This window comes from Cereibacter ovatus, from assembly GCF_900207575.1.
Taxonomy (GTDB): Bacteria; Pseudomonadota; Alphaproteobacteria; order Rhodobacterales; family Rhodobacteraceae; genus Cereibacter_A; species Cereibacter_A ovatus.
Genome location: NZ_OAOQ01000003.1, coordinates 290,207 through 315,401, shown reverse-complemented (window position 1 = coordinate 315,401; position 25,195 = coordinate 290,207). Strand labels below are relative to the sequence as shown.

The 25,195-nt window shown below is 66.3% G+C and carries 29 protein-coding genes; 8 read left to right on the top strand and 21 right to left on the bottom strand.

The window, feature by feature from the left end; all coding sequences use genetic code 11:
• Positions 1-66: 66 nt before the first annotated feature.
• Positions 67-1,041: an XdhC family protein gene (locus tag CRO07_RS05945; protein WP_097029758.1), complete on the top strand. Its 975-nt coding sequence runs from the start codon at positions 67-69 to the stop codon at positions 1,039-1,041.
• Positions 1,041-2,048: a molybdopterin-binding protein gene (locus CRO07_RS05940; protein WP_097029757.1), complete on the top strand. Its 1,008-nt coding sequence runs from the start codon at positions 1,041-1,043 to the stop codon at positions 2,046-2,048. The genes CRO07_RS05945 and CRO07_RS05940 overlap by 1 nt, the downstream gene beginning before the upstream one ends.
• A 366-nt stretch (positions 2,049-2,414) precedes the next feature.
• Here the strand turns inward: CRO07_RS05940 and infC are convergent, their stop codons facing one another.
• The 7 genes from infC to cobA all read right to left on the bottom strand — a co-directional run bounded on the left by infC (position 2,415) and on the right by cobA (position 8,057).
• Positions 2,415-2,960, bottom strand: a complete 546-nt coding sequence (gene infC, locus CRO07_RS05935; RefSeq protein WP_097029756.1) for a translation initiation factor IF-3 — start codon at positions 2,958-2,960, stop codon at positions 2,415-2,417.
• Between the two features lie 321 nt (positions 2,961-3,281).
• Entirely contained in the window at positions 3,282-4,088 is an 807-nt protein-coding gene (locus CRO07_RS05930) for a ferredoxin--NADP reductase (protein ID WP_097029755.1), read from the bottom strand.
• Positions 4,089-4,150: 62 nt separating this feature from the next.
• Positions 4,151-4,558, bottom strand: a complete 408-nt coding sequence (locus tag CRO07_RS05925) for a DUF934 domain-containing protein (RefSeq protein ID WP_097029754.1) — start codon at positions 4,556-4,558, stop codon at positions 4,151-4,153.
• Complete coding sequence (locus CRO07_RS05920) at positions 4,555-5,310, bottom strand: phosphoadenylyl-sulfate reductase (protein ID WP_097029753.1); 756 nt, start codon at positions 5,308-5,310, stop codon at positions 4,555-4,557. The genes CRO07_RS05925 and CRO07_RS05920 overlap by 4 nt, the downstream gene beginning before the upstream one ends.
• Positions 5,300-6,970 (bottom strand): nitrite/sulfite reductase, encoded by a 1,671-nt coding sequence (locus CRO07_RS05915; RefSeq protein ID WP_097029752.1) that lies wholly within the window; start codon positions 6,968-6,970, stop codon positions 5,300-5,302. The genes CRO07_RS05920 and CRO07_RS05915 overlap by 11 nt, the downstream gene beginning before the upstream one ends.
• Positions 6,971-6,990: 20 nt before the next feature.
• Positions 6,991-7,296, bottom strand: a complete 306-nt coding sequence (locus CRO07_RS05910) for a DUF2849 domain-containing protein (RefSeq protein ID WP_097029751.1) — start codon at positions 7,294-7,296, stop codon at positions 6,991-6,993.
• On the bottom strand, positions 7,293-8,057 hold the full coding sequence (gene cobA / locus CRO07_RS05905) for a uroporphyrinogen-III C-methyltransferase (protein ID WP_097029750.1): 765 nt from the start codon (positions 8,055-8,057) through the stop codon (positions 7,293-7,295). The genes CRO07_RS05910 and cobA overlap by 4 nt, the downstream gene beginning before the upstream one ends.
• Before the next feature lie 142 nt (positions 8,058-8,199).
• Between cobA and CRO07_RS05900 the strand changes: the two genes are divergently transcribed.
• Positions 8,200-8,661: an Lrp/AsnC family transcriptional regulator gene (locus tag CRO07_RS05900; protein ID WP_097029749.1), complete on the top strand. Its 462-nt coding sequence runs from the start codon at positions 8,200-8,202 to the stop codon at positions 8,659-8,661.
• A 112-nt stretch (positions 8,662-8,773) separates the two neighbouring features.
• Here CRO07_RS05900 and CRO07_RS05895 read toward each other — a convergent pair whose 3' ends face one another.
• The 6 genes from CRO07_RS05895 to CRO07_RS05870 form a co-directional block, all read right to left on the bottom strand.
• Positions 8,774-9,955 carry a cytochrome P450 gene (locus CRO07_RS05895; RefSeq protein ID WP_097029748.1) on the bottom strand — a complete coding sequence of 394 codons (1,182 nt, stop codon included), beginning with the start codon at positions 9,953-9,955 and terminating at the stop codon, positions 8,774-8,776.
• A gap of 69 nt (positions 9,956-10,024) precedes the next feature.
• The gene (gene tpiA / locus CRO07_RS05890; protein WP_097029747.1) at positions 10,025-10,762 is read right to left on the bottom strand and encodes a triose-phosphate isomerase; all 738 of its coding nucleotides are present in this window, start codon (positions 10,760-10,762) and stop codon (positions 10,025-10,027) included.
• A gap of 63 nt (positions 10,763-10,825) precedes the next feature.
• Positions 10,826-11,182, bottom strand: a complete 357-nt coding sequence (locus tag CRO07_RS05885) for a HesB/IscA family protein (protein ID WP_097029746.1) — start codon at positions 11,180-11,182, stop codon at positions 10,826-10,828.
• Between the two features lie 22 nt (positions 11,183-11,204).
• Positions 11,205-11,567 (bottom strand): SUF system Fe-S cluster assembly protein, encoded by a 363-nt coding sequence (locus tag CRO07_RS05880; protein ID WP_097029745.1) that lies wholly within the window; start codon positions 11,565-11,567, stop codon positions 11,205-11,207.
• Between the two features lie 187 nt (positions 11,568-11,754).
• Positions 11,755-12,534: a Bax inhibitor-1/YccA family protein gene (locus CRO07_RS05875; protein ID WP_097029744.1), complete on the bottom strand. Its 780-nt coding sequence runs from the start codon at positions 12,532-12,534 to the stop codon at positions 11,755-11,757.
• A 163-nt stretch (positions 12,535-12,697) separates the two neighbouring features.
• On the bottom strand, positions 12,698-12,928 hold the full coding sequence (locus tag CRO07_RS05870) for a DUF1127 domain-containing protein (protein WP_097029743.1): 231 nt from the start codon (positions 12,926-12,928) through the stop codon (positions 12,698-12,700).
• A 123-nt stretch (positions 12,929-13,051) separates the two neighbouring features.
• On the opposite strand from CRO07_RS05870, the gene CRO07_RS05865 reads away from it, so the two are divergent.
• Positions 13,052-13,993 carry a LysR family transcriptional regulator gene (locus tag CRO07_RS05865; RefSeq protein ID WP_097029742.1) on the top strand — a complete coding sequence of 314 codons (942 nt, stop codon included), beginning with the start codon at positions 13,052-13,054 and terminating at the stop codon, positions 13,991-13,993.
• Here the strand turns inward: CRO07_RS05865 and CRO07_RS05860 are convergent.
• Complete coding sequence (locus CRO07_RS05860; RefSeq protein WP_097029741.1) at positions 13,983-14,942, bottom strand: NADPH:quinone oxidoreductase family protein; 960 nt, start codon at positions 14,940-14,942, stop codon at positions 13,983-13,985. The two genes, CRO07_RS05865 and CRO07_RS05860, sit on opposite strands and share 11 nt — an antisense overlap.
• A gap of 367 nt (positions 14,943-15,309) precedes the next feature.
• Between CRO07_RS05860 and CRO07_RS05855 the strand changes: the two genes are divergently transcribed.
• A complete protein-coding gene (locus CRO07_RS05855) occupies positions 15,310-15,672 on the top strand; it encodes a helix-turn-helix domain-containing protein (protein WP_002722818.1) in 363 nt (120 codons plus the stop codon).
• Between the two features lie 96 nt (positions 15,673-15,768).
• Entirely contained in the window at positions 15,769-16,572 is an 804-nt protein-coding gene (gene hisN / locus CRO07_RS05850) for a histidinol-phosphatase (protein WP_097029740.1), read from the top strand.
• Positions 16,573-16,629: 57 nt separating this feature from the next.
• Here hisN and guaD read toward each other — a convergent pair whose 3' ends face one another.
• Positions 16,630-17,907, bottom strand: coding sequence for a guanine deaminase (guaD, locus tag CRO07_RS05845; RefSeq protein WP_097029739.1), 1,278 nt, complete (start codon positions 17,905-17,907; stop codon positions 16,630-16,632).
• Between the two features lie 130 nt (positions 17,908-18,037).
• Between guaD and mgtE the strand changes: the two genes are divergently transcribed.
• Both mgtE and CRO07_RS05835 read left to right on the top strand, forming a co-directional pair.
• Positions 18,038-19,408, top strand: coding sequence for a magnesium transporter (gene mgtE / locus CRO07_RS05840; RefSeq protein WP_407919621.1), 1,371 nt, complete (start codon positions 18,038-18,040; stop codon positions 19,406-19,408).
• The gene (locus CRO07_RS05835; protein ID WP_097029737.1) at positions 19,405-19,965 is read left to right on the top strand and encodes a 5-formyltetrahydrofolate cyclo-ligase; all 561 of its coding nucleotides are present in this window, start codon (positions 19,405-19,407) and stop codon (positions 19,963-19,965) included. The genes mgtE and CRO07_RS05835 overlap by 4 nt, the downstream gene beginning before the upstream one ends.
• On the opposite strand, the gene CRO07_RS05830 is transcribed toward CRO07_RS05835, so the two are convergent.
• The 6 genes from CRO07_RS05830 to CRO07_RS05805 are packed head-to-tail and all read right to left on the bottom strand — an operon-like array spanning position 19,952 to position 25,191.
• Entirely contained in the window at positions 19,952-21,262 is a 1,311-nt protein-coding gene (locus CRO07_RS05830) for a P-loop NTPase family protein (protein ID WP_097029736.1), read from the bottom strand. The genes CRO07_RS05835 and CRO07_RS05830 overlap by 14 nt on opposite strands.
• 24 nt (positions 21,263-21,286) lie before the next feature.
• A complete protein-coding gene (locus CRO07_RS05825) occupies positions 21,287-21,781 on the bottom strand; it encodes a prepilin peptidase (RefSeq protein WP_097029823.1) in 495 nt (164 codons plus the stop codon).
• Between the two features lie 4 nt (positions 21,782-21,785).
• Positions 21,786-22,631 (bottom strand): tetratricopeptide repeat protein, encoded by an 846-nt coding sequence (locus CRO07_RS05820; protein ID WP_097029735.1) that lies wholly within the window; start codon positions 22,629-22,631, stop codon positions 21,786-21,788.
• A gap of 33 nt (positions 22,632-22,664) precedes the next feature.
• A complete protein-coding gene (locus CRO07_RS05815) occupies positions 22,665-23,240 on the bottom strand; it encodes a tetratricopeptide repeat protein (RefSeq protein ID WP_235840939.1) in 576 nt (191 codons plus the stop codon).
• 6 nt (positions 23,241-23,246) lie between these two features.
• A complete protein-coding gene (locus CRO07_RS05810; protein ID WP_097029734.1) occupies positions 23,247-24,218 on the bottom strand; it encodes a type II secretion system F family protein in 972 nt (323 codons plus the stop codon).
• 4 nt (positions 24,219-24,222) lie between these two features.
• Positions 24,223-25,191 carry a type II secretion system F family protein gene (locus CRO07_RS05805; protein WP_097029733.1) on the bottom strand — a complete coding sequence of 323 codons (969 nt, stop codon included), beginning with the start codon at positions 25,189-25,191 and terminating at the stop codon, positions 24,223-24,225.
• Between the last annotated feature and the right edge of the window lie 4 nt (positions 25,192-25,195).

The window sequence follows — 25,195 nt, the reverse complement described above, 5'->3', positions numbered from 1 at the left end:
CCACCTTTTGCCAGTGGCGGCCCCCGGTTCCGCCCGCCATGATCCCCCGGCAACAGGGAGGATCGCGTGAGCGGCGGACACGACAACATCCCCGAAACCGCCCTTGGCTGGCACCGTGCCGGCCGCGGCGCCGTGCTGGCCACGGTGGTCGAGACATGGGGCTCGGCGCCGCGGCCGGTGGGCAGCCAGCTTGCAGTGGCCGGGAATGGCGAGATCGCGGGCTCGGTCTCGGGCGGCTGCGTCGAGGGCGCGGTGATGGCCGAGGCCGGGCTTGCGTTGACGGACGGCCGGGCGCGGGTTCTGACCTTCGGGGTCTCGGACGATCAGGCGTTCGCGGTGGGGCTTGCCTGTGGCGGCACCATCCGCGTGCTGGTGGAGCCCGTGGGCGCCGCGCTGCCCGAAGCCACGTTGGCAGAGCTGGTAACGGCCCGCGCCGCCCGCCGGCCCGTGGCGCTGCTGACCCATCTGGATGGCGGCGGGCACCGCCTTGCCGGCCCGGATGATCCCGCCGTGGCGGCCCGGCTGCGCAGCGACCGTTCGGGGATCGAGGACGGGGATTGGTTCGTGGGCATCCACAACCCGCCCCTGCGGTTGATCGTGGTGGGGGCGGTCCATATCGCGCAGCCGCTGATCGCGATGGCACGGCTTGCGGGCTTTGATCCGGCGCTGATCGACCCGCGCGGCGCCTTCGGCTCGGCTGCGCGGTTCCCCGGCGAGGTGATCCTGGACGACTGGCCCGACGAGGCGCTGGCGCGGCTGGCGCCCGATGCCCGGACCGCGGTGGTCACGCTGACCCATGATGCCAAGCTGGACGATCCGGCGATCCTGGCCACCTTTGCCACGCCGGCGTTTTACCTTGGCTGTCTCGGCTCGCCCCGCACCCATGCCAAGCGGCTGGAACGGCTGCGCGCGGCCGGCGCGACCGAAGATCAGATCGCCCGTATTCACGCCCCCGTGGGCCTTGATATCGGCGCCCGCAGCCCGGCCGAGATCGCAGTGTCGATCCTTGCCCAGATCACCCAGCGGCTAAGGCGGGGCTGATGCGGTTCGGCCCGGTTCCGACCGCCGAGGCGCTGGGCGCGATCCTGGCCCATTCCGTGCCGTTGCCGGGGGGCGGGCGGCTGCGCAAGGGCATGATCCTTGGCCCCGAGGATCTGGCGGATCTGCGCGCGGCCAGGATCGCCGAGGTCACCGTGGCCCGGCTGGACCCCGGCGACGTGCCCGAGGACGCGGCGGCCGCCCGGCTTGCCGCGGCGCTTGTCCCCGATCCGGCGGCGGCGCTGCTGGCGCGGTCGGACGCCTTCACCGGCCGGGTGAACCTGAACGCGATGGCGCCGGGTCTTGTGGCGCTGGATGCGGCGCGCATCCATGCGCTGAACCGGATCGATCCGGCGATCACGCTGGCGACGCTGGCGCCGCTGATGCGGGTGACGCCGGGGATGCTGGTGGGAACCGTCAAGATCATCTCTTATGCCGTTGCACCGGGGGCGCTGGCCGCGGCCGAGCATGTCGCGCGGGCGGCCATTCGCATCCTGCCGGTCACGCGGGCCTCGGCCGGATTGCTGCTGACCGAGGTGCCGGGACAGGACGAAAAGCTGGCCGCCAAGGGCCGCCGCGCGGTCGAGGGGCGGCTGGCCGCGCTGGGGATGACACTTGCGGGCTGTGTGGTCGCCGCCCATGACCCTGCCGCGATGGCGGCGGCGCTGGCGGATCTGCCGGGCGATATGCTGTTGATCCTGACCGGCTCGGCCACATCGGATCTGCACGACACCGCGCCGCAGGCGCTGACCCTTGCGGGCGGCCATGTGGCGCGGTTCGGGATGCCGGTCGATCCCGGCAACCTGTTGTTTCATGGCCGCCTGAAGGATCGGCCGGTGATCGGCCTGCCGGGCTGTGCCCGTTCGCCCGCGCTGAACGGTGCCGACTGGGTGCTGGAGCGGATGGCCTGCGGCCTTGACCCAAGCGATGACGACATCGCCGCCATGGGGGTGGGGGGGCTTTTGAAAGAGATCCCGATCCGCCCGCAACCGCGCGAACCCAGACCCTGATCGGAACTGAACCAGCCGAGCGGCCGCCCTCGCGCTTGCGCATCAGTGCGCTGCGCCGTCAAAGGGTCAGCCCCGCCGCCCCGCGCATCAAAAGCCCACGATGGGAAACCGGCGCGACAGCACGGCCAAGGCTGGCAGCCATGACGAGGCCGCCCCGCGCACCAGAAGCCCGCGATGGGAAACCGGCGCGACAGCACGGCCGCCCCGCCTTGCGCTGCGCCGGGAACCACGCGGCACGCCGTCAGGCCGACCGCGACTCCATCGCCCCGGAGGCCAAGGGGGCGGCTGTCGTGGCACGGGCGTCGCGGCAAACAAAAGGGGAGCCGCAGGCTCCCCCATGTGATCTGACGGGCGTGAATGCCGGGCCTATTTCGGGCCGATCATCATCACCATCTGCCGGCCTTCCAGCTTCGGCATCGACTCGACCTTGCCGGCTTCGGCTTCGGCCACCTGCGCGGCCACGCGGTTCAGAAGCTCCAGCCCCAGTTCCTGGTGCGCCATCTCGCGGCCACGGAAGCGCAGCGTGACCTTCACCTTGTCGCCTTCTTCAAGGAACTTCAGCAACGAGCGCATCTTCACGTCGAAATCGTGGGTATCCGTGCCCGGACGGAACTTGATTTCCTTGATCTCGATGATGTGCTGCTTCTTGCGGGCCTCGGCCTCGCGTTTCTGCTGCTCATACTTGAACTTGCCGAAGTCCATGATCTTGCAGACCGGCGGTTCCGCGTTCGGCGAAATCTCCACCAGATCGAGGCCAGCCTCTTCCGCCATCATCATCGCGCGGGACGGGGTGACGATGCCGATGTTCTCGCCGTCGGCGCCGATCAGGCGGATCTCGGGGCAGCGGATGCGTTCATTGACGCGGGGACCCGTATCGCGTTGCGGCGGGGCGTTGTGGGGTCTGCGGGCTATGGTGGCGTTCCTTCAGCGGTTAACAAATGTGTCGGGAAAATAGTGTCAGAGGGCCGGTCTTTCAACCGGATTCGCAGGCGCCGGCCAATGCCGACCCGGGGAATGCCTGCGACATGGCGGCGTGGGGCGCGGCAGGACACAAAAACGGGTGCCGGCGCAAGAGACCGGGAAAGCGCCCGCCGCCCCCAAGGTCCGCGGCACGGCGTGAAAAGCCGGGTCTGGCGGTGGGATCGGCTTGGCCACGGGGCGCGCGGCGGTGGCGAAAATGCAAAGGCGCCGCGCGACTGGCCGCGCGGCGCCTTGCCAAGGATCAGCCGGGCGTCAGATGCCGTCGCCGACAAACGCCTTCTCGACCACATATTCCAACGGTTCCGAGTTCGCGCCTTCACGCAGGCCGAAGCTTTCCAGCACGTTCTTCACATCGATGTTGAACTGAAGCGATCCGCAGACCATGGCGCGGTCTTCTTCCATGTTCATCTGCGGGATGCCCAGATCGGTGAACACCTTGCCCGAGGTCAGGTTGTCGGTGATGCGGCCCATCCGGTCCGACGCTTCGCGCGTGGTGGTGGGATAGTAAAGCAGCTTGTCGCCCACCATCTCGCCGATCAGCGGATCGTCCTTCAGGCTTTCGACCAGCTGCCGGCCGTATTCCAGTTCCGACGCCTCGCGGCAGGTGTGCATCATGATCACCTGCTCGTAGCGTTCATAGGTATCGGGGTCGCGCATCAGCGAGGCGAAGGGCGCAAGGCCCGTGCCCGTCGCAAGGAACCAGATCCGCTTGCCCGGCAGCAGCGCATCGAGCACCAGCGTGCCCACCGGCTTCGGGCGCAGGATGATCTGGTCGCCCGGCTGGATGTGTTGCAGCCGCGAGGTCAGCGGCCCGTCCGGCACCTTGATCGAGTAGAACTCCAGTTCCTCGTCCCAGTTGGGCGAGGCGATGGAATAGGCGCGCATGATCGGCTTGCCGCGTTCGTCCAGAAGCCCGATCATCACGAATTCGCCCGAGCGGAAGCGCAGCGACTGCGGCCGCGTCACGCGGAAGGAAAACAGGCGGTCTGTCCAATGCTGCACCGAGGTGACGGTCTGCGCATCGGGCATGGTTTTCACAACTGCGGCGTTCTGGTTCATGGCACGGTCCCCTTGGTCCGCTCTTTCAGTAAAACTTCGCACCTTGCGAAGAAAGCCCGGAATCAGGCTTTAAGCTGCGACTGATAGTCATGGTTTCGCCAGTCGGCGCGGAACAGCCACTGCTCCTGTGGCTGACGGGCGGCCAGATCGTCGGGGATCTCGACCTCATCAAAGCCGGACCGGCGGGCCATGGCATACTGGTCGGCCAGCAGCGGGCCATGGGCCCGCAGGCGGCCAGTATATCCCATCCGGCGCAGGCGTTTGGCCAGCGTGAAGCCGCGCCCGTCGCCAAAGGCGGGAAAGGCGATGCGGATCAGCTTCAACCCCGCCAGCCGGTTTCCAAGCCGGGCGGGATCGTCGGTATTGGCCAGATCCAGCGCCTCGGCGCCATCGGCAAGGCTGTCCAGACCTGCAAAGCCTGCCTGCCAGTCATCGGCGCGAAAGCCTGCGTCGGTGACGATGACGCTCATGCGGCGTCCTCCTTGTTGACGGGTCCGCGCACGGCGCGGCCGTTGATGAAATGGATGCCGCATTCGGTCTTGTCAGAGCCGCGCCACCGGCCCGCGCGCGGATCTTCGCCCGGTTTGACCGGCGAGGTGCAGGGCTCGCATCCGATCGACGGATAGCCCTTCGCCACCAGCGGATGCCGCGGCAGGTTGTTGTTCGCGATGTAGTCTTCCAGATCCTCGCGGCCCCAGTGCGCCAGCGGGTTCACCTTGATGCGGCGGTCGTCTTCGGCCTCGAAGAACTCGACCGAGGCGCGGTTGCCGCTTTGATAGCGTTTGCGGCCGGTGATCCAGCCGTCAAAATCCCTCAGTGCGCGTTCCAGCGGTTCGACCTTGCGCACGGCGCAGCAGGCGTCGGTGTTGAACTGGTTCAGCGTGCCGTCGGGATCTTCGAACGAGACCCGCGGCTGGGTGGCGCGGATGGTGCGGATGTCGCACAGATGCAGCGTGTCGGCCAGTTGGCGCTGATAGTCGAGCGTTTCCTGAAACAGCATCCGGGTGTCGATGAAGATCACCGGCGTCTCGGGCGCGATGACCGAGACAAGGTGCAACAGCACCACCGATTCCGCCCCGAAGGATGAAACCAGCGCCACCCGGCCCAGATCGGCATCCTTCAACGCATGTTCCAGCACCGTGGTGGCGGCGTGGTGGCGGTAGCGCGCATTCAGCAGCGCCACCCGTTCAGCCACCGTGCCTTGCGGCCGATCACGCAGCATCCCGTTTCCCTTCCGTGGGGTAAAGGGCAGCCTTGAACGGGCCTGCGCCCAAGCGCCGGTAGGTGTCAAGGAAGGTCTCGGACGGTTCGGCGCGGATGGCCAGATAGGCGCTGACCAGCCGCTCGATCGCGGGCACGATCTCGTCATAGGCGAAGCCGGGGCCGGTCTTTTCCCCGATGGTGGCGGTTTCGGTGCCATCGCCCCCCAGCGTGATCTGGTAGTTCTCGACCCCCGCGCGATCCAGCCCAAGGATGCCGATATGGCCGACATGGTGATGGCCGCAGGCGTTGATGCAGCCCGAGATCTTCAGCTTCATCGGCCCGATGTCGTGTTCCAGTTTCAGCGCGTCAAACCGGGTTGCGATCTCTTGCGCGACAGGGATCGAACGCGCGGTGGCCAGCGCGCAGTAATCCATGCCGGGGCAGGCGATGATGTCGGAAATCAGCCCGACATTGGCGGTGGCCAGCCCCGCCTGCGCCAGTGCGGCATGAACCGCCGGCAGGTCCGATTTGTGGACATGGGGCAGGATCACGTTCTGTTCGTGGCTGATGCGCAGTTCGTCATGGCCATACCGCTCGGCCAGATCGGCCATCACCCGCATCTGTTCGGCGGTGGCATCGCCCGGCGTCGCGCCATGGGCCTTCAGGCTGATCGTCACGATGGCATAGCCGTCGCGGCGGTGCCGGGCAAGGTTGGTGTCGGCCCAGGACCGGAACACGGGGTCGGCGGCGTAGAAGGCGTCGAACGCATCCGTGGGCGCGGTGCGGAAGGCGGGCGGCGCGAAGGCGGCCTCGATCGCGGCCAGAAGGGTCTGGTCGGCGCCGCCGAATTCGGCGCGGGTCTCGTGGAACCGTTCCTCGATGATGGCGCGCAGATCCTCGAGCCCGGTCTCGTGGACAAGGATCTTGATCCGGGCCTTGTATTTGTTGTCGCGGCGGCCAAGCTCGTTGTAGACGGACAGGATCGCCTCGACATAGGGCAGCAGGTCGGCCTTGGGCAGGAAGTCCCGCACGACGCGGCCGACCATCGGGGTGCGGCCAAGGCCGCCGCCCACGATCACCTCGAACCCTGCATCGCCGGCCGCATTGCGCACCATGCGCAGGCCGATGTCATGCGCCTTGGTCACCGCCCGGTCGTTCGGAGAGCCGGTGATCGCGATCTTGAACTTGCGCGGCAGGAACTGAAATTCCGGGTGGTCGGTGGACCATTGGCGCAGAAGCTCGGCCACCGGGCGGGGGTCTTCGATCTCGTCGGCGGCGGCGCCGGCGAAATGGTCGGCGGTGACGTTGCGCACGCAGTTGCCGCTGGTCTGGATGGCGTGCATTTCCACATCGGCCAGGGCCGACAGGATCGCGGGCACATCCGGCAGCTTCGGCCAGTTGAACTGGATGTTCTGGCGGGTGGTGAAATGGCCATAGCCCTTGTCCCACCGCTCGGCGATCAGGGCCAGTTGGCGCATCTGCCGGCTGGACAGCGTGCCATAGGGGATCGCCACCCGCAGCATGTAGGCGTGAAGTTGCAGGTAAAGTCCGTTCATCAGCCGCAGGGGGCGGAACTCGTCCTCGGTCAGCGACCCGTCGATGCGGCGCGCGACCTGTTGGCTGAACTGGGCGACACGGGTGCGGACGAAGGCTTCGTCAAAATCGGAATAGCGATACATGGCGGTCTTTCCCCCGGGCGTCAGCGCGCGGCCAGTTCCTGCTTGCCGTGGCGGTAGTTGGACGGACCGCGGGTGCGGAACGCCTCGCGGAAGTGGATCGGTTCGGGGCCGTGGGCGCCGGTCTTTGCGTCGGCAAGATAGGCGCCGACGACCTCGGCCTTGCGGGCCGATGCGAACAGAAGGCGCATCTGGGCGTGGGCCTCGTCCTCGATCAGTTCGGCCTCGTGGTGGTGGCGGGTCCAGCGGTCTTCGGCGGTCAGATAGACCACATCGCCTTCCAGAAGCGCGTTGGCGGTCACGACCTTGGGGGTGAACGGGCGGCTCATGCGTGGGCTTCCTTCAACTGGGGCAGGGCCGCCGCCGCGCGGCGCGGGGCAAGGCCGTAAAGCACGATGGCAGGCCCGGCAAGGCCCGCAACCGCATCAGGCAGGGTGGCAAGCGTGGCGGCAACGGTGCGCTCGTCGGCGCGGCTGACGTTTTCGACCACGGTGACGGGGGTGTCGGGGGCCGCGCCATGCATCATCAGGCGCCCCTGAATGAAGCGGGCGGATTTCTTGCCCATGTAGATCGCCGCCACCTCGCCGGGGCGGGCAAGGCCGCGCCAGTCCTGTTCAGCGAAACCGGCCATGTCGTGGCCGGTGACGATGCGCAACGCGGCGTTGCGGCCGCGTTTGGTCAGGCCTTGGCCGATGCTGGCGGCGGCGGCGGCGGCGGTGGTCAGGCCGGGCACGATGCGCCATGCGATGCCGGCGGCATCCAGCGCCTCGATCTCTTCGTCCAGCCGGCCAAAGATGCCGCTGTCGCCCGATTTCAGCCGGACGACGCGGCGGCCGGTGCCGGCATGCCCGACGATCAGGGCGTTGATCGTGTCCTGCGGGGTCGAGGGGCCGAAGCCTTCCTTGCCGGCTGCGATCCGCGTGGCCGAGGGCGGGATCAGCTCAAGGATGTCGGGACCGATCAGGCGGTCGTGGATCACCACCTCGGCCTGGGTGATCGCGCGGCAGGCGCCCATGGTCAGATGATCGATCGAGCCGGGGCCGGCGCCGACGAAAATGACCTGTCCGGGGGCGGTGTGCGCTTGCGTCATCCTTGGCATCCATCGCTGGGGGTTCGCTGAGCAATATAGGATATTTTCCCCCGGGGCGGCCATGGGCCCTTGCAGATAAGGAAGAACGTTCCCTACAGTGCGCTGGACGGAACGGGGTTCCGCAATCAGGGGAGTTGCGCGGATGGCGGTCCGGCTGGACGAGATGGACAGGAAAATCCTTGCCGAGTTGCAGGCCGACGCCAGCCAGTCGCTGGACGAGATCGCGCGCAAGGTGGGATCTTCGAAGACGCCAGTGTGGAATCGTATCCGCCGGATGCGCGAGGCCGGGGTGATCCTGCGCGAGACCGCCCTGCTGGATGCCGAGGCGCTGGGGCTGGAGGCATGTTTCTTCGTGCTGATCCGCACGTCCGAGCATGAGGCCGACTGGCAGCGCCGGTTCCTGAAGGCGCTGCGCGACCGGCCCGAAGTTCTGGAGGCGCACCGGCTGGCGGGGGACATCGATTATATCCTCAAGGTGCGGGTCTCGAATGCGCGGGCCTATGACAAGTTCTATCAGGCGTTGATATCCGAGGTGCGTATCCACAATGTGACGGCGCTTTTGTCGATGGAGGAGATCAAGTCGACGACGGTGCTGCCGGTCTGAGGCGCGGCGCCGGTGGACCGCGCCGGGGCGCTGCCCCGGACCCCGGGATATTTGGGCCAGAATGAACAGGCGGGTCTGGCCAGTGGATGGACATGCGGGCTGCCGGGGCGGATCAGCGGGTGACGGGCAGTCGTTCGAGGCCGCGAAAGTGCCATGTTGCGGCGTAGCGCGGGCGGCGGGTCAGGCGCAGGCCGGGCAGGCGGGTGAACAGGATCGGCAGCGCGGTGGCCAGTTCGAGGCGGGCGAGCGGGGCGCCGAGGCAGAAGTGGATGCCGGCGCCGAAGGCGAGGTGGGCGTGTTCGGGTCGGGTCCAGCGGAAGTGGTGGGGGCGGTGCCAGTGGCCGGGGTCGCGGTTGGCGGCGGCGAGGAGCAGGCCCACCGTTGCGCCTTGCGGGATGGGCTGGCCCATGATCTCGGCGTTGGCATAGGCGGTGCGGCGGAACAGGTGCAGCGGCGGGTTGAAGCGCAGAAGTTCCTCGACCGTGCGGGCGATGTTGGGGGTGCAGAGTGCCTCGGGCGGGGTGGCCTGGGTGAGGAGGGTTGCGACCGCGTTGCCGATGGCATGGACTGCGGCCTCGTGGCCGGCGTTCAGGATCAGGATGCAGGTCGAGATCACCTCATCGGGTGAGAGTTTGGCGCCGTCGGATTCGGCGGCGATCAGGTGCGTGAGGAGGTCATCGGCGGGGCGGGTTCGGCGGGCCTTGATGTGGAGGTTCAGGAACTCGGTGAAGATGGCGGCGGCGGTGGCGGCGCGTTCTTCCACCGCACGGCTGCGGCCGGTCTGATACATCGCGACCATGGCCGAGGACCAGCGCAGCAGTTCGGGGGCGAGGGATTCGGGGATGCCGATCAGCCGCGCGATCAGCGTGATCGGCAGGCGTTGGCAGAAGCCGGGGATGAGGTCGGTTTCGGGATCGGGCAGATCATCGATCAGGCGGTGGGCGAGGGTTGCGATTTCCGGCGCCATGGCGGCGATCCGGCGCGCGGTGAAGGCGCGCAACACGAGGCCGCGCAGCCGGGTATGGCGTGGGGGTTCCAGTTCCAGCATCGAGTGATCCTCGACCTGCTGGAAGGCTTTCAGGTGCTCGGGCGGCGGCTGGCGCGCGGTTGGAGGGGGTTCGCGGCCGAAGCGGCGGTCGCGCAGGATGGCGTTCACTGCGGCATGCGAGGTGGTGCAGGGCAGGCCTAGGTCGTTCCAGAAGAAGAACGGGCCCGCCGCGCGAGCCGTTTCGTAGAACCTGTAGGGGTTCTGCACGAAGCGGCGGTCGGTGGGGGACTGGGACAGGTCTTGCATGGTGGCCCGGCTTTTCCTGCCACGATGCCGGGGGCGGGGGCGCCTGTCCAGCGCCCGCCGCATGGTCGGTCAGGCGGCCGAGAGCGCCGCGATGATGGCGCCGAAGTCCGCGGCCTTGAGGCTGGCGCCGCCGACCAGCGCGCCGTCGACATTCGGGACCGCGAAGATTTCGCCCGCGTTCGAGGGTTTGACCGATCCGCCGTAGAGCAGGCGGAAGCCGGAGGCATCGGCGAACCGTTCGGCAAGGCGGGCGCGCAGGAAGGCGTGGACCTCGGCGATTTCGGCGGTGGTCGGGGTGCGGCCGGTGCCGATGGCCCAGACGGGTTCGTAGGCGATCACGGTATTGGCCGCGGTGGCGCCGTCGGGCACCGAGCCGGACAGCTGGGCGCCGATCACCGGCAGGGTCTGGCCGGCGTCGCGTTGTGCTTCGGTTTCGCCGACGCAGACCACGGCCACAAGGCCCGCGGCATGGGCGGCCTCGGCCTTCAGGCGGATCAGGGAATCGGTTTCGCCATGGTCGGCGCGGCGCTCGGAGTGGCCGAGGATGACGTGGCTTGCGCCCGCGTCGGCCAGCATCGTGGCCGAGATGTCACCGGTATGGGCGCCTGCGGTTTTCGGGTGGCAATCCTGTCCGCCGATCCGCAGCATCGCCGGCGCGTTGGCCGCCATGCGTGCGATCAACGTGGTAGGCGGGCAGATCAGCACCTCGCATCCGGGCGCGGGATGCGCCTTGGCCAGCGCCTCGATCTCGGCCAGATCGGCGCCGGTGCCGTTCATCTTCCAGTTGCCCGCGGCGAGCTTCTGCATGTGCGTTCCTTCCCGTTGTCGTGCGGGCATCCTGTTACGCCATGGGAAGGCCCGAGAAAAGGCTCAGGCTTCGGCGTCGCGGAACTTGATCGACTCGCCGCAGCCGCAGGCATCGACCACGTTGGGGTTGTTGAAGCGGAAGCCCGATTCGACAAGGCCGGTCTGATAGTCGATCTGGGTGCCGAACAGGAACATCTGCGCCATCGGTGCGATCATCACCCGCGCGCCGTCCTGTTCCACGATCTCGTCCAGCGGATCGATGGCGGCGACATAGTCCATGGTATATTCCATGCCCGCGCAGCCGCCCTTCTTGATGCCGATGCGCAGGCCCTTTGAACCTTGCTTCTCCATCAGCCGCGCGATCTGCCTTGCGGCGGCGGGGGTCAGGCTGAGGGCCTGTTTGCCGGGGATCGAGAACATGGTTTTCCTTGCCTTCAGGGGCTTACATGAAGCCCAGTTCCAGCCGCGCTTCGTCTGACATCATGTCCATGCCCCAAGGCGGATCAAAGGTCATGCCGACATTCACCGATTTGACGCCGGCAACCGGCTCGACCGCATCGGCCAGCCAGCCGGGCATTTCGCCGGCGACGGGGCAGCCGGGGGCGGTCAGCGTCATCAGGATCTCGACATCGTTCTCGGGCGATATGCTGATGGTGTAGATCAGGCCGAGGTCGTAGATGTTCACCGGAATTTCCGGGTCATAGACCGTGCGGCAAGCCTCGACGATGCTGTCGTAAAGCGGGTGGTCGGTGCTTGACGGCTTGATGAGGGGGGCGCCCTCGATCATGTCCTGCTGGTGGGTCATGGAACTCTCGCGCGGTTTGTTGACTGATTATATAGGGAATGTTGCGGGCAAGGTCCAGTGCCGAACGGGCCTTGGCCGGTTTCGTCAGGACTGACTGGGCCTGCGCGGGCGGTCGGGCAAGAAGAAACCCCGCCAGACGCGGGGTCTGGCGGGGTTTTTGACGGGTCTGGCCTGTCGCCTGCGTGAATTATTCGCGGTTGCCCATGAATTGCAGCAGGAACATGAACAGGTTGATGAAGTCGAGATACAGCTGAAGCGCGCCCATGATGGCGGCCTTGCCCAGCCATTCCTGATCGCCGGTATGCGCATGTTCAAGATAGGTGGTCTTGATGTTCTGCGTGTCATAGGCGGTCAGGCCGGCGAACAGCAGCACGCCGATCGCCGAGATCGCGAAGGCCAGCGCCGACGAGGCGAGGAAGATGTTCACGATCATCGCCACGATCAGGCCGATCACGCCCATCATGAAGAAAGTGCCAAGGCCCGACAGGTCTTTCTTCGTGGTGTAGCCGAAAAGCGACAGCGCCGCGAAGGCGATGGCGGTGATCAGGAAGGTCTGCGCGATCGAAGTGCCGGTGAAGACAAGGAAGATCGAGCTGAGCGACAGGCCCATCAGCGCGGCGTAGGCATAGAAGAACAGCTGCGCGGCACCTTGCGACAGGCGGTTGATCATCGCGCTGAAGGCAAAGACCATCACCAGCGGCAGGAACATGATCACCCATTTCAGCGGGCTGGTATAGATCAGCGCGCCAAGGTCGGTCAGATACTTGCCGCTGCCAAGCTGGCCGGCCGCAAGGCTGGGATCGGTGGTTGTCGCAAGGCCGGAAATCGACCAGGCCGCGGCGCCCGTCAGCAGCATGCCGACCGACATCAGCCCGTAGACCTTGTTCATGTGGGCGCGCAGGCCCTCGTCGATCCGTGCCGAACGGGCGCCCGCGCCCACCGAACGGATTGTCTGATATTCGGCCATCGGTTGCTCTCCATGTTGTGCCGTTGCGGCGCACCTTCGCGGATCTGGTCCGCGCGGCCGCGCCTATTGCCGCCAATATTGGAAAGCGGGGGGCGCAGTTCAAGGATTTCCGGCCGGAAAAGTGCAAGAAAATCCGGGCGCGGGAAAACCCGGATCTGTCGTTTCAGCAGCGCCAGTTTGACGGCACGTCCCAGATCGGGCGGGCGGTTTCGGCCTGTGCCTCGGCGGGGGTCAGGCCCACGTCGCTGAGCAGCCGGGGGTCGAGGTTGGCCAACGCGCGCCGCTGCCGGTGTGCGGCAAGCGCCAGACGGGCCGTGGTGGCCAGGCGTTGCAGATGCCCGCCCGTCTGCACGCCGCGGGTCGCGAGGCGGGCGGTGTGAAGCGAGACAAACATGATCGTTCCTTTCCGTGATCGGGTCGGCAGGCAGCAGGGCCCTCCTGCCGCTTGAACCTTGTGCCAGAATCATTCACATTTGGAAAATGAATGGTTTTGACGTGAAGCATCAGGATTGGTGATATGGCGCGCAATCTCGACCTGACGGCGCTGCGCTCTTTCGTGGCCGTGGCCGATGCGGGCGGCGTGACGCGGGCGGCGGGGTTTCTGAACCTGACGCAATCGGCGGTGTCGATGCAGATCAAGCGGCTTGAAGAGGCGCTGGATCTGGCGTTGCTGGACCGATCGGGGCGGAAGGTCGCGCTGACGGCGGCGGGCGAGCAGTTGCTGGGCTATGCCCGGCGGATGCTGGCGCTGAACGATGAGGTGTTCGGCCGGCTGACGCATGACGATTACGAGGGCGAGGTGGTTCTGGGGGTGCCCCATGACATCGTATACCCGGCGATCCCGCAGGTGCTTCAACGGTTCGCGGTGGAATATCCGCGGATGCGGGTCACGCTGCTGTCATCCTATACCCGGAAGCTGAAGGTGCAGTTCGCGCGCGGGGAGTGCGATGTCATCATGACGACCGAGGATTCGGTCGAGCCGGGCGGCGAGACGCTGGTCGAGTTGCCGCTGGTCTGGGTGGGGGCGCCGGGCGGACAGGCCTGGAAGCACCGCCCGCTGCGCCTTGCGTTCGAGCCGAACTGCATCTTCCGCATGGGGGTGCAGGCGGCCCTGGATGCGGCGGGGGTGCCCTGGACGATGGCGGTGGAATCCGACAGCTCTCGCACCATCGAGGCGAGTGTGAGTGCGGATCTGGCGGTGCATGTTTCGCTGGCGGGGGCCGAGCCGCGCTATATGGAGCGGATCGCCCATGGCGGGGCGCTGCCCGATCTGGCGACCAGCAAGGTCAATCTGTATGTGGCCGATCCGGTGCACAGTCCGGCGGTCGGGGTTCTGGCCGATCTGATCCGGCGTGCCTATGCCGGGCAGGCAAGCGGGGGGCTGTCTGCCCCCCGGCCTCCGGCGGGGCCGGAGGCTCCCCCCGAGGATATTTCCGCCAGAATGAAGATCAGGGCGTGATGACGACCTTGCCGGTGGCGGTGCGGTTGCGAAGCAGGGTGAGGCCTTCGGCGGCGCGGTCGAGGGGGTGGGTGTGGCTGATGTGCGGCTTCAGGCTGCCGTCGCCGAGCCAGCCGAGCAGGGTGGTGAGGCTGGCGGTCAGGGTTGCGGGGGCGAAGGTCAGGTAGCCGCCCCAGTAGAGGCCGATCACGCTGAGGTTCTTCACGAGGAGGAGGTTGGCGGGGATTTGCGGCACGTCGCCGCCGGCGAAGCCGATGGCAAGCAGGCGGCCCTCGGGGCGCGAGGCGCCAAGGGCGGCGTGAAAGCCGGTGCCGCCGACGGTGTCGTAGGTGACATCGAGGCCGCCGAGTGCCTTGAGGGCGGACTTGAGGTCGGGGGTGTCGCTGTCGATGGTTTCGTCTGCCCCGGCGGCGCGGGCGATGTCGAGCCGCTCTGGGCTGCGGGCGCTGGCGATGACGCGGGCGCCCATGCGTTTGCCGATCTCGACTGCGGCGAGGCCGGTGCCGCCGGCCGCGCCGGTGACAAGCAGCGTTTCGCCCGGTTGCAGGCGGGCGCGGTGGTCAAGGGCGAGATGGGCGGTGCCATAGGCGATCTGGACCGCGGCGGCGGACTGGAAGCTGACGCCTTCGGGCAGGGGCAGGCAGCGTGCCGCGGGCCAGCAGCCATATTCGGCAAGGCCGCCTGCGCTGCCGAAGGTTGCGACGCGGGTTCCGGGGGCGGGTCCGGTCACGCCGGGGCCGAGGGCATCGACCACGCCGGCGACCTCCATCCCGAGGGTGAGGGGGAGCGGTGGGCGTTCCTGATACCGGCCTTCGATCATCAGCAGATCGGCGAAGTTCAGCCCGCAGGCTGCGATGCGCAGGCGGATCTCGCCCGGGCCGGGTGTGGGCGGCGGAATGTCATCCAGCGTCGGGGCGGAGCCGGTTTCATGGAGGCGGAAGGCGCGCATGATGGGGATATCTTGGCCTTGTCTGGTGGGCGTTTTCAGGGGCCGATTTCAGCATTCGGGCCGCGACATTGCCAGAAAAAACCACATTCGTCGCAAAATGCGAAACTCTCTTTGCGAAAACATTGCATTATGCAATGCGTTTTGCAAAACGATTTTAGGGCGAGTAGAGTCTTTCCAGTGCGCCTGATGGGTGATCCGGGGCGGCGGTGCGTGGCGGTTCGGCGGTCTGTATGAATGGACATATCCAAAAAGACAGTTTTGTTACAGGCCAACTTTTTCTGGAAAGAAAAGGAATGTTAATGCCACATTGGCACGGTTCCTGCTTGTAAGTCTGGCAGGGACAGCTGGAAGATTACGGAGACATTTCATGAAACATCCCGTCGACGCCCATGTTGGCAAGCGGATCCGCCACCGGCGGTGGATGGTGGGCATGACGCAACAGCAACTGGCGGATTGCGTCGGCATCAAGTTCCAGCAGATCCAGAAATACGAGACCGGTATGAACCGCGTCAGCGCGTCCCGGCTGTGGGATATCGCCGAGGCGCTGGGCGTCTCGATCAGCTTCTTCTTCGAGGGTCTGGAAGGGGCGGGCGATCAGGCGCGTCAGGCCGAGGGCGACCGGATCACCGACAAGGAGGCGCTGGAACTGGTGCGGTCCTATTATGCGATCCCCGAGGCGCAGCGTCGGCGCCTGTTCGATCTGGCACGCGTGCTGTCCGAAGCGGCCTGAACAGACGGGTGAGCGGGCGCCCCCCATCGGCCCGGGGGCGCCGCCGCTTGACCCTGATCCTTTCGCGCGCTACCGGCGGAAGGCAGGAGGGCCGAGATGCCAATGCTTAGCGAAAGCGACCGTGCCGACCTGATCGGCACCGCGGCGGATCTTGCCGCAGCGGCCCGCGAGGCCACATTGCTTCATTTCCGCAGCGCCGGCCTGTCGGCCGAGACCAAGGAGGCCGATCGGTTCGATCCGGTCACGGTCGCCGATCGGCTGTGCGAGGAGCGGATGCGGGCGATCCTGGCGCATCGCAGGCCGCAGGACGGGATTCTTGGCGAGGAGATGGGCGCGCGTGCCGGGCAGAGTGGCCTGACCTGGGTGCTTGATCCGATCGACGGGACGCGCTCTTACCTGTGTGGGACGCCGACATGGGGGGTTCTGATCTCGGTCGCGGACGAGACGGGGCCGATCTATGGGCTGATCGACCAGCCCTATATCGGCGAGCGGTTCGAGGGCGGGCTGGGGCGTGCCGTCATGCGGGGACCCATGGGCGAGCGGGCGCTGGCCACACGCGCCCCGCGGCCCCTGGCCGAGGCGATCCTGATGTCGACCTTTCCCGAAGTCGGCAGCGCCGAAGAGGAAGCGGCCTTTCGCCGTCTGAGCCGGCAGGTCAAGCTGACACGCTATGGCACGGATTGCTATGCCTATGCGCTGTTGGCGGCGGGGCAGATCGATCTGGTGGTCGAGGCGGGTTTGCAGCCCTATGACGTGCAGGCGCCGATGGCGGTGATCGAGGCCGCAGGCGGTGTGTTTACCGATTGGCAGGGGCGGCGGAACCCGTCCGGCGGGCGGGTGATCGCGGCGGCCAATGCCGAGATCCATGCCGCGGCGCTGGAGATGCTTGGCGCTGGTTGAGGCGGCCGGGGCTCTGCCCCGGACCCCGGGATATTTGGGCCAGAATGAAACGGGGGGTCAGATGTGCTGGCGGCCCCCGATCCAGACGGCGCGGATCGCGCGGTCGTCGCCCATCATGATGGTGGGAAACAGCTGTTGCCAGAGCGTTTCCGCCCGTCGCGTCGCCTGTTCGATCGCGGGAGTGGAGGCAAGATCCAGCACCACGAGGTCGGCCTCGAGTCCCGGGGCGATGTTGCCGATCCGGTCTTCGGCGTGGAGGGCGCGGGCGGAGCCCTGGGTTGCCAGCCACCACAGATGTGCCGGGTGGAGGGTGTGGCCGCGCAGTTGGGCGATCTCGTAGGTGGCGGCCATCGTGCGCAGCATCGAGAAGGAGGAGCCGCCGCCGGTGTCGGTGGCAAGGCCCACACGGAGGGTTCTCGCGAGATCCATGTCAAACAGGCCGGAGCCGATGAAGCTGTTCGAGGTCGGGCAATGGATCAGGCTGGCGCCGGTTTCGGTCAGGCGGGCTTTCTCGCGGTCGGTCAGGTGGATTGCATGGCCAAAAACGGCCCCTTCGCGCAGAAGGCCGTGTGAGTCGTAGGTATCCAGGTAGTCGCGGGCTTCGGGGTGGAGGGATCGGACCCAGGCGATCTCGTCCGGCTGTTCGGAGAGGTGGGTTTGCATCAGCACCGTGGGGCGTTCGCGCCACAGGGCGCCGAGCGCCGCGAGTTGCCCGGGCGTCGAGGTGGGGGTGAAGCGCGGGGTGATGACGTAGGACAGCCGGTCCTGTCCGTGCCATGTGTCGAGCAGGCGTTTGCTGTCATCATAGGCGGATTGGGCGCTGTCCAGAAGTCCCGGGGGGGCGTTGCGGTCCATGCAGGTCTTGCCGCCCCAGGCGCGCAGGCCGCGGGCGCGGGCGGCGGTGAAGAAGGCGTCGACGCTTTCGGGGTGGATGGTGCAATAGCTGCATATTGATGTGGTGCCCTGCGATAGCACCAGATCGAGGTGGCGGCCGGCCACATCTGCGGCATAGGCGGGATCGGAAAAGCGCATCTCTTCGGGGAAGGTGTAGGCTTGCAGCCAGTCGATCAGGCGTTTTCCCCAGCTTGCGATGATGGCGGTCTGGGGGTAGTGGGCATGGGCGTCGATGAAGCCGGCCGAAATCAGCGCGCGGCCGTAGTCGGTGATGCGGGCCTGTGGATGGGCGGCGCGCAGGGCCGGTGCGGGGCCGGTGGCCGTGATCCGGCCGTTTTCAATCAGCACCGCGCCGCAGGAATCATGCCGGGCGGCGGTTTCTCCTTCGACAAACGGGTCGCCGGTGAAGGAGATCACCTGACCCAACAACAGATCGGCCATGCCGCCCCCTTTTCCTTTGGTGTCGGCCCAGCCTAGCCCCTTTCGCGGGAAGGGTAAATTTGCCTGCACCTCTGTTTCTTCGATCCCCCATCCGCTAAGGTCGCCGCACTGGCGAAGCGGGGGCGGCATGGTGCAGGCAGAGGGCGACGACGAGCGGCAGGGCCCGGCGGGTGAGCGGATTGTCGACTCCGTGCTGGAAGCGGTGGAAGCCCGCGATCAGGCCCGCCTGAGCGAATTGCTCGACCCGCTGCATGCCGCCGATATTGCCGACATTCTGGAGCAGATCGGTCCGACCGACCGGCGCGAGTTTCTGGCACTGTGGTCGGACGAGATCGATGGCGAGATCCTGTCCGAGATCAGCGATTCGATCCGCGAAGAGGTGATCGAGACCCTGCCGCCCGAGGTTCTGGCCGAGGCGGTGCGCGAGCTTGATACCGACGATGTGGTGGACATCCTTGAGGATCTGGAAGAGCCGCAGCAGGAAATCATCCTTGATGCGCTGGAACGCGCCGACCGGGTCGCGGTCGAGCAGGCGATGTCCTATCCGGAATACTCCGCCGGCCGCCTGATGCAGCGCGAGGTGGTGGTGGCGCCCGAGCACTGGACCGTGGGCGAAACCATCGACTTCCTGCGTCGCGCCGAAGAACTGCCGCTTCAGTTCTACCACGTCATTCTGGTCGATCCGCGGATGAAGCCGCAGGGGTATGTCACGCTGGGCCGGCTGTTGTCGGCGCGTCGCGAGGTGCGGTTGACCGATCTGGTCGAGGACAGTTTCCGCACCGTAAGGGCGACGGTCGAGGAAGCCGAGGTCGCCTATATCTTCAATCAGTATCACCTGATTTCCTGCCCGGTGGTGGACGAGGCCGACCGGCTGGTGGGCGTCATTACCATCGATGACGCGATGAACGTGCTGGATGAAGAACACGAGGAAGACATCCTGCGCCTTGCCGGCGTGGGCGATGAAAGCAACCTGTCGGACGGCCCCTTTGCCACTGCGCGCCAGCGGTTGCCGTGGCTGGTCGCGAACCTTGGGACGGCTTCGCTGTCGGCCGTCGTGATCTCGGGGTTCGAGGCGACGATTGCGCAGTTGGTGATGCTGGCGGCGTTGATGCCGATCGTCGCCTCGACCGGGGGGATCGCCGGGACACAATCGCTGGCGGTGGCGGTGCGGGCGCTGGCGACGCGGAACCTGACCTCGGCCAACGCGCCGCGGGTGGTGCGGCGCGAATTGATGGCGGGGCTGCTGAACGGGCTGGGGTTGGCGCTGATCCTTGGGCTGGCCGGGTTCGTGATCTTTGGCGATCCGCTGCTGGGCGCGGTGCTGGGCATGGCGATGATCTGCAATCAGGTGGTGGCGGCGCTGGGGGGGGTGCTGGTGCCCTTGGGGTTGAACCGGCTGGGGCTTGACCCGGCGCTGGCCTCGGGGACATTCGTGACCACGCTGACCGATGTGATGGGGTTCTTTGTGTTCCTTGGTCTGGCCACGCTGGTGCTGTTGTGACGCTGGCGGCACGCAAGGCCGATGCGCGCCGCGCCGCCGCCGCCGCCCGTGGGCTGGCCCATGCCGGCGGGCAGGGGCAGGCGGCGGAACTGCTGGCCGACTGGTTGGCGCCGCTGCGGGGGCGGGTGCTGTCGGGCTATATGCCGATCCGGTCCGAAATCGACCCGCTGCCGGCGATGGCCGCCCATGATGGGCCGGTTTGCGTGCCGGTGATCGTGGCCCCGGGCGAGCCGCTGCGCTTTCGCGAATGGGGCCCCGGCTGCCCCCTGACCGAAGGCCCGTTCGGCGCCCGTGTCCCGGCCGAGGGCGCATGGCTGGAACCCGAGGTGTTGATCGTGCCGTTGCTGGCCTTTGACCGGCGCGGCTTTCGTCTGGGCTATGGCGGCGGCTTTTACGACCGCACGCTGGAACGGTTGCGGGCCCGGCACCCGGTGACGGCGGTGGGCTTTGCCTTCGCCGCGCAGGAACTGCCCGAGGTGCCGACCGAACCCACCGACCAGCCGCTGGATGCGATCCTGACCGAGACGGGGCCGGTCCGGCTGCTTACTTCGCGATGACTTCGTCGCGGACGAACATGTTGGCCCAGGCCCTGTCGATCAGCGCGGGCGACATCTGGTAGGGCAGCCCTTCAAACTCGCAGACCGAAATCATCTGGTCGATCAGATAGACCGGCATGTAGTTGGCATAGCGGTTCTCGATGGTCGGGAATTTCACCTTCATCAGATGTAGAAGTGCGGATTCATCCAGCGGCATCTTGCGCTTTTTCGCCACCATCGCGAAGATTTTCAGGAAGTTTTCCTGGTTCGGCCCGTCGATCTTGATCTTGAAGAAGATCCGCCGCAGGGCCGCGCCATCGAAGATCTCGTTCGGGTGGAAGTTGGTGGAAAAGATCACCAGCGTGTCGAAGGGCACGGTGAATTTCTCGCCCGATTGCAGGGCAAGGATGTCGCGACTTTCCTCCAGCGGCACGATCCAGCGGTTCACCAGTTTCTGTGGCGGTTCGGCCTGACGGCCAAGGTCGTCGACGATGAAGATGCCGCCGGTTGATTTCAGTTGCAGCGGCGCCTGATAGGTCCGCGCCACCGGGTTGTAGGTCAGATCCAGCATATCCAGCGTCAGCTCGCCGCCGGTGATCACGGTCGGGCGTTCGCACCAGACATAGCGGTTGTCGAAGCGGTTCGAGGTGCGACGCAGGCTGGTCGGATCATCCACCGCCGCTTCGGCGGCACGATGCACGATCGGGTCATAGACCGTGATGACCTGCCCCGAATATTCCAGCGCGCGGGGCACATAGATCCTGTCACCCAGGGCGTCGCGAATCCCGTTCGAGATCGAGGATTTGCCATTGCCCGGCGGGCCATACATCAGGATTGACCGCCCCGAACTGACCGCGGGGCCCAGATGGTCCAGAAGCTCGTCCGGAAGGATCAGATGCCCCATGGCCGAGGTCAGTTGCGCCCGTGTCAGCTTGATGTTGCGCACCGACTGGCGGGTGACCTGCTGTTTGTAGTGATCCAGCGGCACCGGCATGGCGCCATAATATTCCGATTGGCTCAGCGCATCGAGGGCGCGTGCCTTGCCGGCATCGGTCAGTTGATAGCCCATCTCGTTGCCCGAGGTGGCATGCAGCGTGCCCGTCGCCTCGATCAGGCGCTGGCTGCGGGCCATGTCCACAAGTTCCTGGGTCAGCTGCACCGGCAGGCACAGGATCTGCGCAATCTGGCTGACCAGATCCAGATTCATGCGGAACATCGTCTTGATCAGGATGTCGCGCAGCATCACCAGCGAAAGGCCGGTCTCGGCCAGCGTCCGCGGCGAGGGCGGGGCGATCACGTTCGAGGTCTGCATGTTCATGGGCTCACCGGAAGCGGGGCTGGGTCAGGCGTCGAGGATAGCGGCAAGAAGGTAAAGGATCAGCATACCCGATAACGCCAGACCCATCGGAAAATCGCGCCGCTTCCAGCTTTCCCAATCGGCCGCTGCGGTGCGAAAGGCGGGCAGGCGGCCCAGACCGCGGTGGCTGACAAAAGCGGCCAGAAGCGCCGCCGAAAACAGCGCCAGCGCGAACCGCAGGTCGGCCGCGGCGAAAAACGGCGCCATGGCGGCGGCGAACTTGGCATCGCCCGCGCCGATCAGCCGGCCAAGGTTCATCACGAAGCCGATCGCCAGCACCACCACCAGATGCAGCCAGCGCCAGCCCCAGTCGCCCAAAGGCAGCGCCAGCGGCCCCAGCAGCAGGAACACCGCCGCCAGCGCCACCACTGCCTTGTTCGGGATCTTCATGAATTTCATGTCGCTCCATGCGACCCAAATCGCGATGGGCAGCACGAAGGGAAGAAAGATCAGCGCGGCAAGGGCGGGTGTCGTGATCATCGCATCAGCCGGCATCAAGCGCGTCGCGGCTGCGCACGGCGGCCTCGAAATGCTGCGGGTGGGTGTCGATGGCGTCCTGCAACAGCCCCTTGCCCACAGTCACATCGCCCTGCTTCACCGCCGCCAGTGCCAGCGTATACAGCAGCTCGGCCCGTTCCTTCTGGGTCATCTGGATCACCGGCAGGTCGTATTTGCGCTGCGCGCCGCGGGCAAGCACCAGATTGTTCTTGGTGGTGAACTGGTTCGGCTCGTAGGTCAGCGCCTCTTGGAACAGCTTTTCAGCGCCCGAGGCATCGCCGCGGGTCAGCTTGGAAAAGCCCCAGTTGTTCAGCACGCCGGCGGGCTGGGTCGTCATGCCGGTCGCGATCTCGTAGAAACTGTCGGCTTTTTTCCACTGTTTCTTGCTGTCAGCCACCATCGCCTCAAGCCGGTAACGTTGAAACGTCTCGTGCGTGGGGGGGATGCGGTTCAGTTCGGCCTCGGCCTTCTGCCAGTCGTTCGCGCGGATCAGCGCATCGGCATAGGCCACGCGGTCCTCGTTGGTGCCTTCGTGGCTGTTCACCACCTGCGACCAGACCGTTGCCGCCTCGGCCGGGTGCTTGGCGCGCACCAGCGACTTGGCCAGACCCCGCTTCAGGTCGATCCGGTCGGGCGCCTTCTCGACGGCGCCGCGGAAATAGGCCACCGCCTCTTCCGGCGCGCCCACCGTCAGCATGATGTCGTTCAGGTTGCTTTCGTCGATCACATTGACCGCTTCCAGCGCGCGGTCGACATCCGCATCGCGATTGCCGCAACCGGCCAGGGTCGCCGCGCCGGTCAGGCACAGCGCAATCAGGACTGGGTGGCGCATGGGGCGTCCTTTTTCTGCTCGATCCCGATATCGTTAAAGTTGTGAAAGCAGGACATACTGCCCCTGCCCACGCCGCACGAGCGAGAACTCGTGCCGCTCCTCCTGTTCAGCATAGATCGAGGCGTCGGACTTCGCGATGGCAAGGCGCAGATTTTCCCGGATGGAGTCCGTCGCGCCACTGTCAAGCGCGAAAGCCTGCTTGAACACCAGCTTGGCTTCGGGCGCGCGTCCCTGTTCCATCAGCACCACGCCAAGGTTGTTGATCGCGGGGACAAAGGTCGGGTCCATTTTGATCGCGCGACGCAGCAACTGTTCGGCCTGCTGAAGCCGGCCAAGCCGCAGGTTGGCCGACCCCAGCGCCGACAGCACATCCGCGGTGATGCCCCGTTCGGATGCCGCGCGCAGATAGGCCCGCAGCGCCAGTTCGTTTTCGCCGGCTTCAAGCAGCCTGTGCCCGACCAGAAGCCCGTCCACCCCGTGCCGGCTGGGATCAGCGCCGAACGGCGCGTTGCGGGCCGCGGCTTGCCGCGACAGCGCGTCGGGGCTTCCGCAGGCCGACAAAAGCCCCGCAACAAGGATAAGGCAGAAGGCCGGACCGGATCGTCTCACATCGACTCACTTTGCACCGAGCTGGGTGGCGATGCCGTAGACCGAAGGCCCGATCAGGATGATCATCAGCGGCGGCACCGTCAGCATCATTGTGCCCAGCGTCAGCTTTGTCGGCAAGGTGTTCGCCTTCTCTTCGGCGCGCATGATGCGTTTGTCGCGCATCTCGGACGAATAGACGCGCAGCGCCTCGGCGATCGAGGTGCCGAAAGTGGCCGACTGGATCAGCGTGGTGACGAAGGACGCCACGTCGGGGATCCCAACCCGCTCGGCCATGTCCTTGAGAACGGCCACCCTTTCCTTGCCGGCCTTGACCTCGTTGGCGACCATCGCGAATTCTTCCGACAGGGCGGGATAGCTGGGGGCGGTCTCGCGGGCGACGCGCAGGATCGACTGGTCAAGCGACTGGCCGGCCTCGACGCAGACCAGCATCATGTCCAGCGCATCGGGAAAGCCCGAGACGATCTGATCGTGGCGTTCCTGTGCCCTGCGCTTGACCCAGTAGATCGGCAGGTAATAACCGGCAGCGCCCGGCAGCAGGGTGAACATGATCATCTGCTGCATGCTCATCTGCTGCTGGGCCGAAACGATCAGCGTGTAGATCACGCCCAGCGCCAGCATCCCCACCCCCAGCACAAGCTGGGCGGCATGAAACGCCCGCACCGCCCCTTTCGAGCGATAGCCCGCGCGCATCATCTTCAACCGCGAGGCCGTCAGTTCCTCGGCGGTCTTCGGTTCGAGGATCGTGGCGAAACGGTCCAGCCGTTCCGATCCATCGACACGGCGCAGTGCCTGCCCGGTGGACGACTCGGCCGCGGTGCGCTGCGCCTTCAGCTTGTCGAACGGCTCGACCTTTTTCTTCAGGATGACCGGCAGCGTGACTGCAATCAGCACGATCCCGAACGCCCCCAGCACCAGCAGCGGGCCAAGCGGGCCAAGGGCGTCGGTCAGCATCGCTTCGATGGGGGCAAGGACGTCCATTCGCTTACACCTTGATGTTGACCATGATCTTCATGAAGATCACGTTGACGATAAGGAACAGGCCCACAACCAGCGCGGCCGGGACGAACATCGCGGTATCCTTGACCCCGTCATAATAGTCGGGCTTCAGGATCGAAATCGCGATCAGCGCGACAACCGGGAACGCCGATAGAAACGTGCCCGACCATTTCGCCTCGGCGGTGATGGCCTTCACCCGCCGGAACAGTTTGAAGCGCGACCGGATCACCTTGGCCAACCCTTCCAGGATCTCGGCCAGGTTGCCGCCTGACTGCTGCTGAATATTCACCGCGACCGCCAGAAAGCGCAGATCCTGACTGTCCATCCGGTCGGCAAAGGCGCGGATGCACTCGGCGATGTCGCGGCCATAGGCGGCCTCGTCCGCGATTACGCCGAACTCGGTGCCCAGCGGGTCGGCCACTTCCTTGGCGACAATGGCCACAGCCGAGGTGAACGGATGGCCCACCCGAAGTGAGCGCACCATCAGTTCCACCGCATCGGGAAGCTGCTCTTCGATCAGCGCCATGCGCTTCTTGGCCTTGCCGTTCACCCAGACATAGACCCCGCCCACGCCCATCGCGACCGCCACCGCAATCCGCACCGGCAGGCCGGCCGAGGTGCCCACCGTCAGCCCGAAATAGGCCACCCCCGACAACAGGGCCATGATCCCCAACAGCGCCTGCGGGGAAAAGGCGATGTTGGCCTTTTGCGCCTTCGAGGCAAGGATCGAATAAAGCGGGATGCCCCGCGCGTTCATGTGCTGGCTCATCTCCTTGCGGAGCTGTTCCAGCACCTGTTCGCGGTTCTGGTTCTTTTCCAGCAGCGCCAGCCGGCGGCTGACGCGGTTGTTCAGGCTGATCGATTTGCCGAAAACGGTCAGATAGATCCCCTCGACCAGCAGAAGCACGGCAAGGAAGATCAGGATATAGATGATGGGGGCGGCGCTGAGCTGCATGGCG